The sequence below is a fragment of the Brachybacterium rhamnosum genome (assembly GCF_039526185.1).
GTDB lineage: Bacteria > Actinomycetota > Actinomycetes > Actinomycetales > Dermabacteraceae > Brachybacterium > Brachybacterium rhamnosum.
Genome location: NZ_BAAAIS010000003.1, coordinates 299,721 through 315,443 on the forward strand (window position 1 = coordinate 299,721; position 15,723 = coordinate 315,443).

Genomic DNA, 15,723 nt, shown 5'->3' on the forward strand with positions numbered 1-15,723 from the left:
GGGCGGGTCAGCGGTCCCGGCCCTGGCGGATGTCCCGCAGCGCGCGCTTGATCTTGCGCGGGGCGACGCCGCGCTCGCCCACGTCCTGCGCGGTCCAGTCGCCGGAGCCTCCGCCGAAGCCCTCGTTGTCGGGGTGGTTCAGCTCCTCCTCGTCCCGGGAGCCCGGGGCGGGGCGGGTCACGCGGGTCAGCGCACGGGTGCCGTGGGCGGTGCGGCGCGCCGTGATGAGGAAGCCGGTGTGCGCGTTCATCCGGTGCTCGGGGCGCACGGCGAGACCCTCGAGGTGCCAGGGCCGCACGAAGCACTCCCAGGCGTCCGGCTCGGTGAACTCCCCGTGGTCCCGCAGCGCCTCGGCGGTGCGGGAGAGCTGGGTGACGGTCGCGACGTAGGCGAGGAAGACGCCGCCGGAGACGAGCACGTCCCCGGCCGCCTCGACGCACTCCCAGGGGGCGAGCATGTCGAGCACCACGCGGTCCACGGCGGACTCGCCGAGGGTCGGGGCGACGTCCTGGAAGTCCCCGATCGTGAGGTCCCACCAGGGGTGGTCCTCGCCCTCGCTGACACCGAAGAAGGTGTCGACGTTCTCCTTCGCGACGGTCGCGAAGTCCTCCCGGCGCTCGATCGAGTGGACGGCGCCCTCCGGCCCCACGGCGCGCAGCAGCGCGGTGGTGAGGCCGCCGGATCCGACCCCCGCCTCGAGCACCCGCGCGCCGGGGAAGATGTCGCCCCACATGAGGATCTGCGCGGAGTCCTTGGGGTAGATGATCGCGGCGCCGCGCGGCATGGACAGCATGTAGTCGGCGTAGAGCGGCCGCAGCGCCTGGTACGGGGTGCCGTGGTTGTCCTCGACGACGACGCCGTCCTCCGCGCCGATGAGCTGCTCGTGGCGCAGCACGCCGCGGTGGCTGTGGAACTCGCCGCCCTCGCGGAGGGTGATCGTGTGCAGGCGACCCTTGGCGTCGGCGAGCTGCACCTTGTCGCCGAGGGTGAGGGGGCCGGTGCGGTCCAGCCCCGGGCGGGCCGCGCGGGGGGCGGGCGCCGAGGCGCGGGCGGGGGCCGGGACGCCGGCGTCCGGGGAGGGGGTCGAGGTCATGCCCGCCAGCATAGGCGGAGGTCCGCTCCCGCTCCGGGCCCGTTCACCGTCCCCGCAGGCGCGCCGCGACCTCGGAGCCGATGATCACACCGAGCACGGTGCCGTCGTCCTCCCGGACCAGGTACACCGGATGGGGCCGCGCCATCATCGCCTCGACCAGGTGGTCGCCGGCGAGCCCCGCCGGGAGCTCCCCGAGCTCGCCCAGCGGCGCCGCGACGGCGGTGACCGGGACGGAGGGGCGGCTCGCCGCGGGCACGCCCCGGGCCGCGTCGACGTCGATCCGCAGCACCCGCGGCGCGCCTCCCCCGGGGGCCGGGGCGAGGACGAGCGCCCCCGCGAGCGCGTCCGGGTCGTGCCGGAGCGCGTCCGGGAGCTCACCGAGCAGCGTCTGCGGCCGCAGCAGCGGAACCCGGCGCGCGAGGTCGCGAGCGGTGAGCACGTCGATCCGCTCCTGGAGGCTCGCCCCGCGCAGCGCCGCGGAGGCGCCCTGCCAGAGCATCGACGCGATGACCACGGCCCACAGCAGGGTGAGCATCAGGCCGGTGCCCGCTCCCCCGGCGCGCATCATCCGGTAGAGCGGGACGAGCACGACGAGCACCGCGATGGCCATGCCGAGCACGGCCGTGATCCGGGTGCCGAGCGCCCGCCGGCGGAGCACCGCGCCGAGGGCCGTCTCGAGGGCGCGGCCGCCGTCCATCGGCAGCCCCGGCAGCAGGTTGAAGACCGCGAGGGCCACGTTCAGCGTCGCGGTCAGCCCCACGACCTGCGCCGGGGCGGCCCCGACGGGGAGCAGCGCGGCCGCCCCGGCGGCGAGACCCGCGAGCACGAGGTTCGCGGCGGGGCCCGCGAGGGAGACCAGCAGCGAACCCAGCGTGCCCACCTTCTCGCCGTGGTACTGCGTGTGGCCCCCGGCGAAGGTGAGCGCGATGTGGTCCACCCGGCCGCCGAAGGCGCGGGCGACGAGGGCGTGCGCGATCTCGTGGCCCAGCACGGAGAGGATCAGCGCGAGCGCCGTCAGCACGGCGAGCAGCACCGCGACCCCCGTCGGACGGTCCGGGGCGGAGAGCAGGGGCAGCACGAACGCGGCGAGCACGACGACCGTGAGCAGGGTGCTGGTGCGGATCTCGAGCCGCGGGAGGCCGGGCAGCCGGAGCGAGGGTGAGGGCATGGGCTCCGGTTCCTCCGTGTCAGCGGGACTGCGGGACAGCAGGTCGACGGGCGGCCGGTGGATCCGCCCCGCCCGAGCGTATCCGGGGATCCTGGCCCGCCCCTGGTGACGGGGAGAGCACCGCCGCCAGGGGCAGGGGCGCGGTCCTATGATGAAGGGATGAGTCGCATCGCCCTCACCGCCTTCAGCGGATGGAACGACGCCGGGGAGGCCGCCACCGGAGTCCTCGAGCACCTGCTCGAGATCTGGCCCTCCCGCCCGGCCGGAGCGGTGGACGCCGAGGCCTTCATCGACTTCCAGGTGAACCGTCCCGAGATCCGCACCACCGAGGAGGGGCTCCGGGTCCTGGACTGGCCGGACACGGAGCTGCGCATCCTGCAGCCGCCGCAGGGGCCCGAGATCGTCACCGTCATGGGCCCCGAGCCCTCGCTCCATTGGAAGCGCTTCTGCGACGAGGTGCTCGAGCAGCTCCAGGTCCTCGACGTGAGCTCCGTGATCTCCCTCGGCGCCCTGCTCGCCGACGCCCCGCACTCGCGGCCGCTCCCGGTGAGCGCCGGGGTCGAGCCCGGCGCGGCGGAGAAGGTCGATCCGGCCGGCCAGTACGAGGGACCCGTCGGCGTGCCGACGATCCTCGCCCGCCGCACCACGAGCGCCGGCCTGCGCACCACGAGCATCTGGGTGCAGGTGCCGCACTACGTGGCGCAGAACCCCTCCCCCAAGGCGACCCTCGCGCTGCTGCGGGCCGTGCAGGACTCGATCAGCGCGCCGATCCCGATGGAGGAGCTCGTCGAGGACGCCGAGGCCTGGGAGCGCGGCGTGGACGACCTCGCCCGCACCGACGAGGACGTGGCCGACTACGTGCGCAGGCTCGAGCGCGCCCAGGACGCCGCCGAGCTCCCGGAGGCGAGCGGGGACGCGATCGCCCGCGAGTTCGAGAAGTTCCTGCGCCGGCGCGACGGCGAATGACCCACGCGTGAGCGGGCGGTCGCGACTGCCCGCGACCGCCCGCTCAGGCGCTGGTGATCAGCTCGCCAGGGAGATGCCGAACAGCGCGTCCACGGCCTGGGCCGTGTCCGACGGGGCACCCGCCGGGACATCCGCCGCCGCGCCGTCCCCGCGCGGGGCCGCGGCCCAGGCGTCGAGCGCCCTGAGCGCCCGCGGGGTGTCGAGGTCCTCGCGCAGCGCGGAGCGCAGCTCCTCGACGACGTCGGCGCGCGGTGCGCCCGTCGCCGCGGCGGCGCGATAGGCGCTCAGCCGCTCCTGTGCCTGCTCGAGCTCGGCGTCCGTCCATTCCCAGTCGGAGCGGTAGTGGTGGGCCATGAGCACGAGGCGGATCGCCGCCGGCTCGACCCCGTCGCGCACGAGACGGTGCACGAACACGAGGTTGCCGAGCGACTTGCTCATCTTCGTGCCCTCGTAGGCGACCATCCCGGTGTGCGGGTAGAGCGCGGCGAAGGGGTGACCCAGGCCGGCGGCGTGCGCGGCGCTCATGTCGTGGTGCGGGAAGACGAGGTCGCTGCCGCCGGTCTGCACGTCGAAGGGCAGGCCCAGGCCGCGCTCCGCGATGGACAGGCACTCGACGTGCCAGCCCGGGCGGCCGCGGCCCAGCTCGCCGGCGTCCCAGGCGGGCTCGCCCTCGCGCTCGGCGCGCCACAGCAGCGGGTCGAAGCGGCCGCGCTTGCCGGCGCGATCGGGGTCCCCGCCGCGCTCGGCGAACACCTCGAGCATCGCCGTCTCGTCCCAGCCCGAGACGTCGCCGAGGGCGCCGTCGATCGAGAGGTCCTGGTACCAGTCGGGGCCCGCGGCCTCGTCGCCGTTGTCGACGGGATAGGCGCGGCCGCGCTCGCGCAGAGCGTCGACGGTCGCGATGATCCCGTCCATCGCCTCGCTCACGGAGAGGTAGGTCTCCGGGGCGATGATCCGCAGCGCCTCCATGTCCTCGGCGAAGAGCTCGACCTGGGAGGCGGCGAGGTCCTGCCAGTCGACGCCGTCGCGCTCGGCCCGCTCGAGCAGCGGGTCGTCGACGTCGGTGACGTTCTGCGCGAGCTCGACCTCGTGGCCGGTGTCTCGCAGCGCGCGCCGCATGAGATCCGCCGCGTGATAGGTCGCCGCATGGCCCAGGTGGGTCGCGTCGTACGGCGTGATCCCGCAGACGTACACCCGGGCGGTGCCGGGGGTCTGCGGGATCACGGTGGTCATCCGCCCCAGTCGGTCGTCGTGGAGCCGCAGCGGGCGGCCCGACGCCGGGAGGGGGGTGAGGGAGGGAGAGGTCCAGGAACGCACCGCACGATCATACGGGCGCGCCCCGGCCGGTGGTTCAGGAGCCCGCGAGGGGGTCCAGCACACCCGCCAGCAGCAGGACCAGCAGGAGCACGCCCGCGGCGACGCGGTAGACCACGAACGGTAGGTACGACCGGTTCTCGATGAGCTTCATGAACCAGACGATGACGACGTAGCCCACACCGAAGGCGACGATCGTCGCGATGACGATCGCGAGCAGCGAGGGCTGGCCCGCGGCGGCCGCGGCGGCCTGCCCGTCCGAGCTCAGCAGGGTCGGGATCTCCTTCGCGGCCTTGTACAGGCCCGAGGCGAAGACCGCGGGGATCGCGAGAAGGAACGCGTAGCGGGCGGCGGCCTTGCGGGAGTAGCCGAGAAGCAGGCCGGCCGTGATCGTGCCGCCGGAGCGGGACACGCCCGGGATCAGCGCGAGCGCCTGGGCGAGTCCGAACAGCACGCCGTCGCGCACGGTCATGTCCGAGAGCTCCTTGCGCTGCGGTGCGATCCTGTCCGCGAGGCCCAGCAGGAGGCCGAAGAGGATCAGCATCGTCGCGGTGATGTAGAGGTTCCGCAGCGCGTGGTCGATGGGGTTCTCGAACAGCAGCCCGAGCACGCCGATCGGGATCGAGCCGAGGATCACGAACCAGCCCAGGCGCACGTCCGGATCGGACTGCGGGACCTTGCCCGCGAGCGCCCGGAACCAGCGGCCGATGATCCTCGTGATGTCCTTCCAGAAGTACAGGAGGACGGCGGTCTCCGTGCCGAGCTGCACGATCGCGGTGAAGGCGGAGCCCGGGTCCTGGCCCGGCATGAGCAGCTCGCCGATGATGCGCAGATGGGCGCTGGAGGAGATCGGCAGGAACTCGGTCAGCCCCTGGACGATGCCCAGGATGATCGCGTCGAGGACGGACAAGGAGGCTCCTTCTCGGTGCTCCGCTCATGCGGTCCACCCGGGTCGGGACGGGGCGAGGGCGCCCTCGTCGACGGTCGGGCCGCATCGCGGCCGGGGACAGACTACGCGGCGCCGGGCACGGGGCCCGGCGCCGCGTGGGCACCGTCGGTGAAGAGTCGGTGGAGGTCCTGCGAGGAGTGCCGGAGGGCGCTCGTCAGCGCCGGTCAGCGCTCGTCTCCGTCGCCCTCCTCCTCGTCGTCGAAGTCGTCTTCGTCGTCCTCGTCATCGAGGTCGTCCAGATCCTCGAAGTCGTCGAAGTCGTCATCGTCGTCGTCCTCGTCGCCGTCGAAGACGATGAGGGGCGTGGCGATGTCGTAGGCCTCGAAGAGGGCGTCGTCATAGGTGTCGAACGCGCTGGTGAGCTGCTCGGTGGCGGCCTCCAGCGCGGGATCGTCGTCACCGCGGGAGGCGGCGGCCGCCTCGTAGTGACGTTCCAGGGCAGCGATCAGCGCGGCGAGAGCGGAGCGAGGATCCGTGTTCATGCTTGGACGGTACCCCGTCCGGCGGCAGAATGGACAGCACGGACGACCGGAAAATCCTGGGAGACCTGCAGGACCCTCGGTCCGGCGCCCGCCCGCCGACCACCCACGTCCCGGAGGCCCCGCCCGTGCCCTCGCCCGCCCGTCCGCCGCTCGGCCGCATCGTCCACGTCCGCGATCCCCGCGGGGTGCCGGACCTCCCCGTGGAGCGGGGCCGACGTCCCGAGGACTACGAGTTCCAGATCATCACGGTCCCTCCCCGCACCTCCGTGGGCCAGGTGCGCGCGCACCTCACGGAGGAGGCCGAGTACGGGCGCTGGGAGCTCGCCCGCACCCGGAGGTACCTCGGCGGCGGAAAGAAGGTGTGGATGCGCCGACGCATCATCCGCGTCCGCTCGACGCTCGGGGACCCGAGCGGCCTCTGACCCGTCGTCGCCGAGGCCGACGGGCCCGTCCACAATCGGCGCCGTGACGGCGCGCCGGCGCGGCCGCTCTGCTGGAATGGGCCGATGCCGTCCCCGGACCCCACCGTGCTGCTCCCCCTGCTGGTGCTCGTCCTCCTCTACCTCCCGCTCGCGATGCGGCTGTCCTGGTGGGACGCCCGCGAGCACCGGCTCCCCAACCCGCTCGTGGGGGCGCTCACGGCGGCCACCCTCCTCGGACTCGGTCTGGCCGCCCTGATCGAGCCGGCACTGCGCTCACCGCTGCGGGTCGCGCTCGTGCTCGCCGCGGTCATCGGCGCCGGTGCGGTGCTGCTGGCGCTCCTCGCCCCGCCGCTGCTCGGCATGGGGGATGCGAAGACGCTCCCGGCCGTCGTGCTCATGACGGGCATGCTCGGCGGAGGAGCCGTCGTGGCCGGGGCCTGCGGCGCCCTGCTGCTCGCCGGGATCGCGGGCGCCGTGACGCTCGTGCGCACGGGGACCGGGAGATCCCGCTTCGCCCTGGGGCCGGTGCTGCTGTCCACCCCGTTCCTGGGACTGCTCGGCGCCCCGCTGCTGGGCCCCGCGCTCGGGGGATGAGCCCGCCCCGCCCCGGTCGGGAGGGGCAGCCGGCTCAACCCAGCTGCCGGCGACGCTCGTAGAGGGCGATCGAGCCGGCGACGGAGGCGTTCAGGGAGGAGGCGCTGCCACCCATGGGGATCTCCGCGACCTCGTCGCAGGCCTCGCGCCACGGGGCGCTCATCCCGGTCGTCTCGTTGCCGACGACCAGCACCGTCGGCCCCGTGAGGTCCACCTGGTCGAGGGTGCGTCCGCCCGCTTCGTCGAGACCCACGACCGTCCACTCCTCCCCCGACGCTCTCCGCGCGTCCACGACCGCGAGCAGGTCGCGCGGCGCGGCGAGGCGGAGCACGGGCAGCGCCATGAGCGATCCCGTGCTCGCCCGGATCGCGCCCGGGTCCCAGACGTCGGCGCTGTGGCCGGTCGTCACGAGCGCGCTCGCGCCGAGGGCGTCGGCCGTGCGGGCGAGGGAGCCGATGTTCCCCGGGCTCGACGGGCGGTCGAAGGCGACGATCACCGGCGACGCGCCGGCGGCGTCCAGCACCGGCCCGAGGCGCGCGGGATCGTCCTGCGGCACGACGACGACGGCGAGCAGCTCGGGCGGTCCGTCCTCCCGCTCCCCCAGCTCCGCCATGAGCTCGGGGGCGAGCTCGACGACCGGGGCGGGCGCGGCGGCGAGCAGCTCGGCCGCCCAGCGGGAGTGCCGCTCCCGGCCGTCGGTGAGCAGCGCCCGCAGCTCCATGCCATGGGCGACCGCCTGGGTGATGGGCCGGACGCCCTGCAGGATCATCTCGCCGCTGCGGGTGCGCATCGTGCGTGAGCGCAGGAGGGACTCCCACTGCTGGAACTGGGCGTTGCGGCGCTCGATGCGCGAGGGCAGGGCGGGCCTGCCCCGGGAGGAGCCGTGCCGCGCGGAGCCGCTCATGCTCCGGCCCCGTCGAAGCCGAGCTGACGCCAGGCCTCGTAGACCGCGATCGAGGCGGAGTTCGCGAGGTTCAGGGAGCGGCGCGCGGGGAGCATCGGGATCCGCACCCGGTCGCTCACCCGTGGGTGGGCCATCGCCTCCTCGGGCAGTCCCGTGGGTTCGGTGCCGAAGAGCAGCACGTCCTCGCGCCGGTACTCGACCTGCTCGTACGTGGTGCTCGCACGGGCGGTGAAGGCAAACACGCGGGAGTCCGGGACGGCGGCGAGGGCGGTCTCGAGATCCGGGTGGATCCGGACCTCCGCGAGGTCGTGGTAGTCCAGCCCGGCCCGGCGCAGCTTCGCGTCCTCGAGGTCGAAGCCGAGCGGCTCGATGAGATGGAGGCGGGCACCGGTCACGGCCGCGAGGCGGATCGCGTTGCCGGTGTTCCCGGCGATCACCGGGTTGTGGAGGAAGACATGGACCATGGTGGCGATCATGGCATGCGCGGCGGGGCCCGGGGGAACCGGGCCGGGGAACGCCGAAGGCCCCGGCTCTGGGAGCCGGGGCCTTCGAGAAACGTGTCCGAGGGGGTGTCCGGTCTCAGGACATCGTTCGCACCTGTCTCGAGTCATCGTTCGCAGTGCGTGGAGGGTGATGTCTCGGGACATCGTTCGCACACTGGGTGATGGTGAAGAACCGGGTGATCGTGCTGTCCGTCATCGAGGGTGGGCTTCGTCCTGCCGATGCCGCGCGCCGTTACGGCGTGTCCCGGCGCTGGGTGGAGATCCTCCTGGCCCGGCATCGTGACGGCGGCCTCGATGCCCTCGACCCTGGGTCTCGGCGCCCGCACTCCAGCCCCACCGCCACTGATCCCCCTGTCGTCGCACGGATCATCGAGCTGCGCCGACAGCTCGAGCAGGACGGCAGTGACGCCGGCGCCGAGACGATCTCCATGCACCTCGAACGCGAAGGACGACCTGTCCCTTCCCGCGCGACGATCCACCGGATCCTCCGTGCGAACAACCTGGTCATCCCGCAGCCCCAGAAGCGTCCCCGCTCCTCATGGCACCGTTTCGAAGCCGACCAGCCCAACGAGATGTGGCAGTCCGACTTCACCCACTGGCCGCTCGCCACCGGCGCCGACGTCGAGATCCTCGACTTCCTCGACGACCACTCGCGCTTCCTTCTCGCCCTGCGCGTGTTCACCCCGGTCACCGGGCCCGACGTGACCGCCACGTTCCTGGACCTGACCGGCATCTACGGGCCGCCCGCCGCGATGCTCACCGACAACGGCATGGTCTTCACCACCCGCTTCGCCCAGGGACGCCGCGTGCTGAAGACGCTGAACTCCTTCGAGAGCACCCTGGCCGACCTCCACGTCCGCCAGCTCAACGGCGCACCGAACCACCCCCAGACGCAGGGCAAGATCGAACGCTTCCACCAGACCCTCAAACTCTGGCTCTCCGCCCGCCCCCACCAACCCGACACCAAGGCGCTGCAGGACCAGCTGGACACCTTCCGGACCTGGTACAACACCCAGCGGCCGCACCGCGCTCTGCGCCGTCGCACGCCCGCAGAGACCTACGAAGCGACCCCGAAAGCCCGCCCCGCGCCGCACTCCCATCCCGCCTCGAGCACCATCCGCACCGACCGCGTCGACGGCGACGGCAAGGTCTCCCTCCGCCATGCCGGACGCATGCGCCACCTCGGTCTCGGCCGTGCGCACAAGGGAACCCCCGTGCGGCTGCTGATCCACGGGGACGACGTCCTCGTCGCCTCCCTCGAGACCGGGGAGATCCTCGGCGAGTACATCATCGACCCGACCCGCGGCTACCAGGCAAAGAAGAAGGGCCCTGGTGAAAACCAGGGCCCTTCTTCGTGAACCATGTCCCGAGACATCTGCGAACGATGTCCCGAGACTTCACAACGTGTCCGAGGGGGGACTTGAACCCCCACGACCTAATACGGTCACTAGCACCTCAAGCTAGCGCGTCTACCAATTCCGCCACCCGGACGAGTGGTCGTTGCGACGACTCCTGAACAGTAGCACGGGAATGACCCCGCTCCTGCACCGAAAGGGTCGCTGCCAGCAGTTTCGTGGCGACGATCACGCTCTGACGGAGAGCGGGCGGGTCGGGATCTGTCCCGTCAGCACGCCGAGGGCGTCCGCGACGCGGGCGGCCAGCGCCGTCGCCGCCCCCGGGATCCTGTCCGCGAGGTCGAGCAGGGCCGCGGCGCACAGGGCGAGCATCGTCGGATCGGGGTCGTCGAGACGGGAGCCGGACCAGGAGACGATCTCGTCGAGGACCTCGGAGAGCTCGTCGGCCGCGCGGTGGCGGTGCTCGGAGAGCAGCTCGACGCGGGCCATCGTGGCCAGTGCCGTGCATCGTCGCAGCAGCGGGGTGGTGACGTCCGGCGTCAGGTCCATGGTGACTCCTCAGCCCCCGGCGGAAGGGCCGGGGATCGACGGTCACTTTACGTTCCCTTGACCGAGCGCGGCAAGGATTCCGGACAGTTGCCGGGGCACGTCCCGGGGCGTCCCGGTCCGGTCAGCGGCGCAGCTGCTCCCGCGCGGCGTCGAGCATCGCCGCGACGGGGGCGGAGGGTGCGCCGACCATCGACCGGATCTGCATGTCGGCCTGGTGCACGAGCATCTCCAGACCGTTCGCCACCTGCGTGCCCCGCTCACCCAGCAGGCCGGCCAGCGGCGCCGGCCACGGGTCGTAGAGCACGTCGAGCAGGAGCGGGACGACGGGAAGATCGGGGCGGGCCCGCCACTCCTCGGCGACCGCGCGGGCGCCGGCCGCGGCGAGGGCGCTGACCACGACCTCGGTGCCGAGCAGCTCGGCGGCGCCGTCCCAGGGCACGATCCGTGCGTCCGCACCCTGCGAGGAGACGAGGTCGACGACGGGGGTGAGCCTCTCCGGGCGGCGGGCACTCAGCAGGATCTCCTGCGCGCCCATCCGGCACAGGGCCAGCGCCGCGCTGAGCGCCGTCGCCCCCGAGCCGAGCACTCCCGCGAAGCGCACCGTCCCGGCGCCGTGGTCACGGAGCGCGGCGACGATCCCGTGCACGTCGTGGTTCTCCGCGCGCCAGGATCCGTCCGCGCGTCGCACGAGGGTGTTGGCGACGCCGAGGTCGGCGGAGGTGTCGTCGTGCTCGGCCGCGAGGGCGAACGCCTCCGGCTTGCCCGGCATCGTGACGGAGAGCCCCTGCAGATCCGCGCCGTCCCCTAGCAGGAAACCGGCGAGCTCGCCCGCACCCACCTCGTGGCGCTCGTAGACGGCGTCCTCGATGCCCAGCTCGCGATACGCGACGGCATGCAGCAGCGGGGAGAGCGAGTGCTCGATCGGCGAGCCGACCACGGCGAAGCGGCGCACGGGATCAGCCGCCCTGCTTCGCGTCGTACCAGTCACGCCACTCCTGCACGTTCTTCTCGTGCTCGGAGTAGGTCGCCGCGAACTTCGTCTCGCCCGTGTCGGTGTTGATCGTGACCCAGTACAGCCAGTCGCCCTCCGGCGGGTCGATCGCCGCCTGGATCGTCGCCTTGCCGGGATTGGAGATCGGCCCGACGGGCAGCCCCTCGTGGAGGTACGTGTTGTAGGGGCTGTCCTGCTTGCGCTGCGCGGGCGTGGTGGAGATCGTGTCGCTGCCCGTGAAGTAGGCGACGGTCGAGTCCAGCTGGAGCTTCATCGGCTTCCCCTTCGCTTCCCCCACGCCCTCGAGGCGGTTCTCGAGGGTGCGCACCACCCGTCCGTAGTCGTCCGGGTCGCGCGCCTCCTTCTCGGCGATCGAGGCGAGCGTGAGCACGCGGTGCTCGTCCTCCGGGGCGACACCGAGCTTCTCGAGCTCCGTCTGCATGCGGTCCGTCATCATCGAGATGACCTCGCCGGCGGTCGCGTCCTCGGGGACGTCGTAGCGGCCCGGCCACAGATAGCCCTCGAGGGACTTCGCGTCGTTCTCGGGCACGCCGAAGGAGGTGTAGTCCTTCGCGGCGGCCTCGAAGTCCTCGACGGGGATGTCGGTCGCCTCGCTGAGCACGGCCCAGATCTTCTCCGCCCGCAGCCCCTCGGGGACGATCACGCGGTGTCCCGCCACGTTCGCCGGGTCCAGGATCATCGTGAGGGCGTCGGAGGAGGTCATCCCCTTCTTCAGCCGGTACAGGCCCGGCTCGATGCCGGAGGCGTCCGGCGAGTTCGAGAACTGGGTGATGAAGGGCCCGGAGGTCTTGATGACACCGGCGTCGACGAGGGTCTCGGCGATGTCGGTGCCGGTGTCGCCCTCGGCGACCTGGACGAGGACCTCGCCGCTGCCCGGCCCGGGGAAGTCCGGCTCCTCCTGCTCGAGGCTCACGTTGGAGGTGAGCCACTGGTAGCCGTAGACGCCGCCCACGCCGAGACCGCCGAGCACGAGAAGGACGAGCAGCACCGGAAGCGCCCGGCGCAGCGGTCCGCGGCGTCGCCCTCGACGCACCGGTCCGGCGGCGCGCCGACGGCCGTGGCCGGTCGAGGCGTCCTCGTCCCGCGGGTTCTGCGACTCGGCGAGCTCGTCGAAGCTGACGGAATCGTCCTCGCCCTGGCCCTCGCTCATCAGCCGTCCTCCTGCTCGGGTCCCCCGGCGGCGCCGGGCTCGGGAACCGCCGCGGCCACGAGCTCGCCGGCGCGACGGCCGGCGCTGCGCTCGAGGTCCAGCGCCTGCTGCAGGATCATCACGGCAGCGACCTGGTCCACGACCTGGCGGTGCTTCCTCCCCTTGCGACCGGACGCGTGGAGCGCCTGGTGCGCGGAGACCGTCGTGAGCCGCTCGTCGACCATCCGCACCTCGGCGGGGTCGGGATCGCCGGCGAGCTCGGCGACGAGCTCCTCGGCGACCTGCCGCGCCTTCTGCGCGGCGGGGCCCTCGGCACCGCTCAGGGTGCGGGGAAGCCCGACCATGATGGCACGGGCCTCGGTCTCCCGGGCGCAGGCGGCGATGGTGGCGACCGCCGTGTCCCGGGGCACCGTCTCGACCGGGGTGGCGAGCATGCCGTCCGGGTCGCTGCGGGCCAGGCCGACGCGGACGTCGCCGACGTCCACCCCGAGCCTGACCCCGCGCGGGAGCTCGCTCATGCGGTCGCGTTCGCCGACACGGCCCCGCGGACGGCCTCGAGGGCCTCCCCCGTGCGCGCCGGCTCGCCGCCGCCGCCCTGGGCCATGTCGTCCTTGCCGCCGCCGCGGCCGCCCATGGCCTCCGCACCGGTGCGCAGGAGCGCGCCTGCCTTGAGACCCGCCTCGCGGGCGGCGCCGTTGGTGGTGACGACGAGCGCGGCCCGCCCGTCCTCGTGGCCGGCGACGGCGACGACGGCGGCGGAGTCCTCGCCGAGCCGGGATCGGAGGTCCTGCGCGAGGGTGCGCAGGTCGCCCGCGGCGATGCCCTCCCCCGCGTCGTGCACGAGCAGGCGCACGCCGCCGGCGTCGACCACGTGCTCGAGCAGCTGGCCCGCCTGCGCCTGGAGCTGGGCGCCGCGCAGGCTCGCGAGCTGCTTCTCCATGTCCTTGAGCCGCTGGGTCAGGGAGCGCACGCGCTCGGGGATGTCCTCCGCGGTGCCGACCTTCAGCAGGTCGGTGAGCTGGGAGACGAGCGCGCGCTCCTTCGCCTGCCGGCGATAGGCCGAGAGGCCGACGAGCGCGTCGACACGGCGCACGCCGGAGCCGATCGAGGACTCGCCCATGAGCTGCACGGAGCCGATCGCGCCGGTCGAGCCCACATGGGTGCCGCCGCACAGCTCACGGGACCAGTCGCCGCCGATCGAGACCACGCGGACCACGTCGCCGTACTTCTCGCCGAACAGCGCCTGCGCACCGAGCGCCCGCGCCTCGTCGATCGGCATCTGCCGGTCGGTGACCTCGAGCTCGTCCTGGAGCAGCGTGTTCACGCGCCCCTCGACCTGCTCGAGGCTCGAGTGCGGCACCGCCTGCCCGAAGCGGAAGTCGAAGCGCATGCGGCCCGGCGAGTTCTCCGATCCGGCCTGGGTCGCGCCGTCACCGAGCTCCTCGCGCAGCGCCTGGTGCACCATGTGCGTCGCGGTGTGCGCGCGGGCGATCGCGCCGCGACGCTCGAGGTCGATGCTCGCGACCGCTCCCGCACCGGGATGGACCTCGCCCTCGACGAGCCGGCCGCGGTGCACGGGCAGGCCCTTCACGGGCGCCTGGACGTCGTCCACCTCGACGATGCCGCCGGAGGCGACGGCGATGCGGCCCTGATCGGCGAGCTGTCCGCCCATCTCCGCGTAGAACGGGGTGGTCGCGAGGACGATCTCGACGTCCGCCGGCGCGGTGACCGTGTCGACGAGCGCGCCGTCCACGAGCACGGACTCGACGGTCGTGGAGACCGTGGACTCGGTGTAGCCGAGGAAGGGCACGGCCTCGCCGCGCTGTCCGAGCAGGCGGTTGTAGAGCGCGGTGTCGGTGTGGCCGGTCTTCTTCGCCGCGGCATCGGCGCGGGCGCGCTCCCGCTGCTCCTGCATGGCGGTGCGGAAGCCGGTCTCGTCGACGGAGAGCCCCACCTCCTGCGCCATCTCGAGCGTGAGATCGATCGGGAAGCCGTAGGTGTCGTGCAGGCGGAACGCGGCATCGCCGGGGACGGCACGGCCGCCGCCCTGCTTCACCTCGCCCACCATCTGGTCGAAGATCGTGGTGCCCGTCGCGAGGGTGCGGCGGAACGCCTCCTCCTCGCCGAGGATCAGGTCGCTGATGCGCCCGCGATCGGTCTCGAGCTGCGGGTAGGACTCCTTCATGACCTCGAGCGAGGCGGGGAGCAGGTGCGGCATCGACGGCTCGGCGTAGCCCAGCAGGCGCATGGAGCGGACGGCGCGCCGGATCAGCCGGCGCATCACGTAGCCGCGGCCCTCGTTGCCGGGGCGGACGCCGTCCGAGGCGAGCATCATCGCGCTGCGCACGTGGTCCGCGACGACGCGCATCCGCACGTCGTCCTCCGCGTCGGCCCCGTACACGCGGCCGGTGAGCTGCTGCGCGACCTCGATGACCGGGAAGACCTGGTCGATCTCGTACATGTTCTGCTTGCCCTGCAGGAGGAACGCGAGGCGCTCCACGCCGAGGCCGGTGTCGATCGCCTTCTGGTCGAGCTCGCCGAGCAGCTCGTAGTCCTTGCCCTTGCCGGGGCCGCGCAGGAACTGGTCGAACACGAGGTTCCAGATCTCGAGGTAGCGGTCCTCCGCACGCTCGTCACCGGGCCACTCCGGCAGGCGCCCGGTGGGAGCGTCCGGGCCGTACTCCGGGCCGCGGTCGTAGTACCACTCCCCCGTGGAGCCCGCGGGGCCGGGCTGGCCGGTGTCCCAGCAGCTCTCCTCCCAGGGCAGCTGCACGATGCGCGCGGGGTCCAGGCCGATGACCTCGGTGAGGTGGGTGAAGGACTCCTGGTCCTCCTCCCACAGCGTGATCCAGAGCTTATCGGGGTCGAGGCCGTAGCCGCCGTCCTCCACGGAGGAGGTCAGGAGCTCCCAGGAGAAGTCGATGGCTCCGGTCTTGAAGTAGTCGCCGAAGGAGAAGTTGCCGGCCATCTGGAAGAAGGTGCCGTGGCGGGTCGTGCGGCCCACGTTCTCGATGTCGTTGGTGCGGATGCACTTCTGCACGCTCACCGCGCGATCGTAGGGCGCCTTCTCTGTGCCCACGATGTAGGGGATGAAGGGCACCATGCCGGCGATCGTGAAGAGGATCGAGGGGTCGGCGGAGACCAGGGAGGCGCTGGGCACGACCGTGTGCCGCTTCTTCTCGAAGTGGGCGAGGAAGCGCCGATGGATCTCGGAGGTGCGCATGGTCGTGGGGGTCCTTCCGGGCACGAGGAGCAGGGAGGC

Annotated in this window: 16 protein-coding genes and 1 tRNA gene; 4 read left to right on the forward strand and 13 right to left on the reverse strand. The window is 72.9% G+C overall.

Features of this window, described 5'->3' with window-relative positions; genetic code table 11:
• Nucleotides 1-7: 7 nt before the first annotated feature.
• Together ABD080_RS11440 and ABD080_RS11445 are read right to left on the reverse strand one after the other, a co-directional pair.
• On the reverse strand, nt 8-1,093 hold the full coding sequence (locus tag ABD080_RS11440) for a tRNA (adenine-N1)-methyltransferase (RefSeq protein WP_343905039.1): 1,086 nt from the start codon (nt 1,091-1,093) through the stop codon (nt 8-10).
• A gap of 43 nt (nt 1,094-1,136) precedes the next feature.
• Nucleotides 1,137-2,261 (reverse strand): site-2 protease family protein, encoded by a 1,125-nt coding sequence (locus tag ABD080_RS11445; protein WP_343905041.1) that lies wholly within the window; start codon nt 2,259-2,261, stop codon nt 1,137-1,139.
• 159 nt (nt 2,262-2,420) lie between these two features.
• On the opposite strand from ABD080_RS11445, the gene ABD080_RS11450 reads away from it, so the two are divergent.
• Nucleotides 2,421-3,227, forward strand: coding sequence for a PAC2 family protein (locus ABD080_RS11450; RefSeq protein WP_343905043.1), 807 nt, complete (start codon nt 2,421-2,423; stop codon nt 3,225-3,227).
• Between the two features lie 57 nt (nt 3,228-3,284).
• Here ABD080_RS11450 and mshC read toward each other — a convergent pair whose 3' ends face one another.
• The 3 genes from mshC to ABD080_RS11465 all read right to left on the reverse strand — a co-directional run bounded on the left by mshC (nt 3,285) and on the right by ABD080_RS11465 (nt 5,972).
• Nucleotides 3,285-4,544, reverse strand: coding sequence for a cysteine--1-D-myo-inosityl 2-amino-2-deoxy-alpha-D-glucopyranoside ligase (gene mshC / locus ABD080_RS11455; protein WP_343905045.1), 1,260 nt, complete (start codon nt 4,542-4,544; stop codon nt 3,285-3,287).
• Nucleotides 4,545-4,578: 34 nt separating this feature from the next.
• On the reverse strand, nt 4,579-5,451 hold the full coding sequence (locus ABD080_RS11460) for an undecaprenyl-diphosphate phosphatase (protein WP_343905047.1): 873 nt from the start codon (nt 5,449-5,451) through the stop codon (nt 4,579-4,581).
• A 203-nt stretch (nt 5,452-5,654) separates the two neighbouring features.
• On the reverse strand, nt 5,655-5,972 hold the full coding sequence (locus ABD080_RS11465; protein ID WP_343905049.1) for a DNA primase: 318 nt from the start codon (nt 5,970-5,972) through the stop codon (nt 5,655-5,657).
• A 185-nt stretch (nt 5,973-6,157) separates the two neighbouring features.
• Between ABD080_RS11465 and ABD080_RS11470 the strand changes: the two genes are divergently transcribed.
• Complete coding sequence (locus ABD080_RS11470) at nt 6,158-6,394, forward strand: DUF5703 family protein (protein WP_416232195.1); 237 nt, start codon at nt 6,158-6,160, stop codon at nt 6,392-6,394.
• A gap of 84 nt (nt 6,395-6,478) precedes the next feature.
• Nucleotides 6,479-6,988 carry a hypothetical protein gene (locus ABD080_RS11475; protein ID WP_343905051.1) on the forward strand — a complete coding sequence of 170 codons (510 nt, stop codon included), beginning with the start codon at nt 6,479-6,481 and terminating at the stop codon, nt 6,986-6,988.
• Nucleotides 6,989-7,022: 34 nt separating this feature from the next.
• Here ABD080_RS11475 and ABD080_RS11480 read toward each other — a convergent pair whose 3' ends face one another.
• Together ABD080_RS11480 and ABD080_RS11485 are read right to left on the reverse strand one after the other, a co-directional pair.
• The gene (locus tag ABD080_RS11480) at nt 7,023-7,892 is read right to left on the reverse strand and encodes a TrmH family RNA methyltransferase (protein ID WP_343905053.1); all 870 of its coding nucleotides are present in this window, start codon (nt 7,890-7,892) and stop codon (nt 7,023-7,025) included.
• The gene (locus ABD080_RS11485) at nt 7,889-8,356 is read right to left on the reverse strand and encodes a tRNA (cytidine(34)-2'-O)-methyltransferase (RefSeq protein WP_343905055.1); all 468 of its coding nucleotides are present in this window, start codon (nt 8,354-8,356) and stop codon (nt 7,889-7,891) included. Before ABD080_RS11485 ends, ABD080_RS11480 begins: the two co-directional genes overlap by 4 nt.
• A gap of 200 nt (nt 8,357-8,556) precedes the next feature.
• Between ABD080_RS11485 and ABD080_RS11490 the strand changes: the two genes are divergently transcribed.
• Nucleotides 8,557-9,753 (forward strand): IS481 family transposase, encoded by a 1,197-nt coding sequence (locus tag ABD080_RS11490; RefSeq protein ID WP_343905057.1) that lies wholly within the window; start codon nt 8,557-8,559, stop codon nt 9,751-9,753.
• A 47-nt stretch (nt 9,754-9,800) separates the two neighbouring features.
• Here the strand turns inward: ABD080_RS11490 and ABD080_RS11495 are convergent.
• The 6 genes from ABD080_RS11495 to alaS form a co-directional block, all read right to left on the reverse strand.
• Nucleotides 9,801-9,886 (reverse strand) — tRNA-Leu (locus ABD080_RS11495).
• A gap of 92 nt (nt 9,887-9,978) precedes the next feature.
• Nucleotides 9,979-10,299 (reverse strand): hypothetical protein, encoded by a 321-nt coding sequence (locus ABD080_RS11500; protein ID WP_343905059.1) that lies wholly within the window; start codon nt 10,297-10,299, stop codon nt 9,979-9,981.
• A 121-nt stretch (nt 10,300-10,420) separates the two neighbouring features.
• Nucleotides 10,421-11,251 carry a shikimate dehydrogenase gene (locus tag ABD080_RS11505; RefSeq protein ID WP_343905061.1) on the reverse strand — a complete coding sequence of 277 codons (831 nt, stop codon included), beginning with the start codon at nt 11,249-11,251 and terminating at the stop codon, nt 10,421-10,423.
• Nucleotides 11,252-11,255: 4 nt separating this feature from the next.
• Entirely contained in the window at nt 11,256-12,461 is a 1,206-nt protein-coding gene (gene mltG, locus ABD080_RS11510; RefSeq protein WP_343905063.1) for an endolytic transglycosylase MltG, read from the reverse strand.
• Nucleotides 12,461-12,979, reverse strand: coding sequence for a Holliday junction resolvase RuvX (gene ruvX / locus ABD080_RS11515; protein WP_343905065.1), 519 nt, complete (start codon nt 12,977-12,979; stop codon nt 12,461-12,463). Before ruvX ends, mltG begins: the two co-directional genes overlap by 1 nt.
• Nucleotides 12,976-15,684: an alanine--tRNA ligase gene (gene alaS / locus ABD080_RS11520; protein ID WP_343905067.1), complete on the reverse strand. Its 2,709-nt coding sequence runs from the start codon at nt 15,682-15,684 to the stop codon at nt 12,976-12,978. Before alaS ends, ruvX begins: the two co-directional genes overlap by 4 nt.
• Nucleotides 15,685-15,723 lie beyond the last annotated feature (39 nt).

What these genes read in the sequence shown, in the direction of transcription:
- ABD080_RS11440 (WP_343905039.1), bottom strand. Translation starts at nt 1,093, where the DNA reads ATGACCTCGACCCCCTCCCCGGACGCCGGCGTCCCGGCCCCCGCCCGC.
- ABD080_RS11445 (WP_343905041.1), bottom strand. Translation starts at nt 2,261, where the DNA reads ATGCCCTCACCCTCGCTCCGGCTGCCCGGCCTCCCGCGGCTCGAGATC.
- ABD080_RS11450 (WP_343905043.1), top strand. Translation starts at nt 2,421, where the DNA reads ATGAGTCGCATCGCCCTCACCGCCTTCAGCGGATGGAACGACGCCGGG.
- ABD080_RS11465 (WP_343905049.1), bottom strand. Translation starts at nt 5,972, where the DNA reads ATGAACACGGATCCTCGCTCCGCTCTCGCCGCGCTGATCGCTGCCCTG.
- ABD080_RS11475 (WP_343905051.1), top strand. Translation starts at nt 6,479, where the DNA reads ATGCCGTCCCCGGACCCCACCGTGCTGCTCCCCCTGCTGGTGCTCGTC.
- ABD080_RS11480 (WP_343905053.1), bottom strand. Translation starts at nt 7,892, where the DNA reads ATGAGCGGCTCCGCGCGGCACGGCTCCTCCCGGGGCAGGCCCGCCCTG.
- ABD080_RS11485 (WP_343905055.1), bottom strand. Translation starts at nt 8,356, where the DNA reads ATGGTCCATGTCTTCCTCCACAACCCGGTGATCGCCGGGAACACCGGC.
- ABD080_RS11490 (WP_343905057.1), top strand. Translation starts at nt 8,557, where the DNA reads ATGGTGAAGAACCGGGTGATCGTGCTGTCCGTCATCGAGGGTGGGCTT.
- ABD080_RS11500 (WP_343905059.1), bottom strand. Translation starts at nt 10,299, where the DNA reads ATGGACCTGACGCCGGACGTCACCACCCCGCTGCTGCGACGATGCACG.
- mltG (WP_343905063.1), bottom strand. Translation starts at nt 12,461, where the DNA reads ATGAGCGAGGGCCAGGGCGAGGACGATTCCGTCAGCTTCGACGAGCTC.
- ruvX (WP_343905065.1), bottom strand. Translation starts at nt 12,979, where the DNA reads ATGAGCGAGCTCCCGCGCGGGGTCAGGCTCGGGGTGGACGTCGGCGAC.
- alaS (WP_343905067.1), bottom strand. Translation starts at nt 15,684, where the DNA reads ATGCGCACCTCCGAGATCCATCGGCGCTTCCTCGCCCACTTCGAGAAG.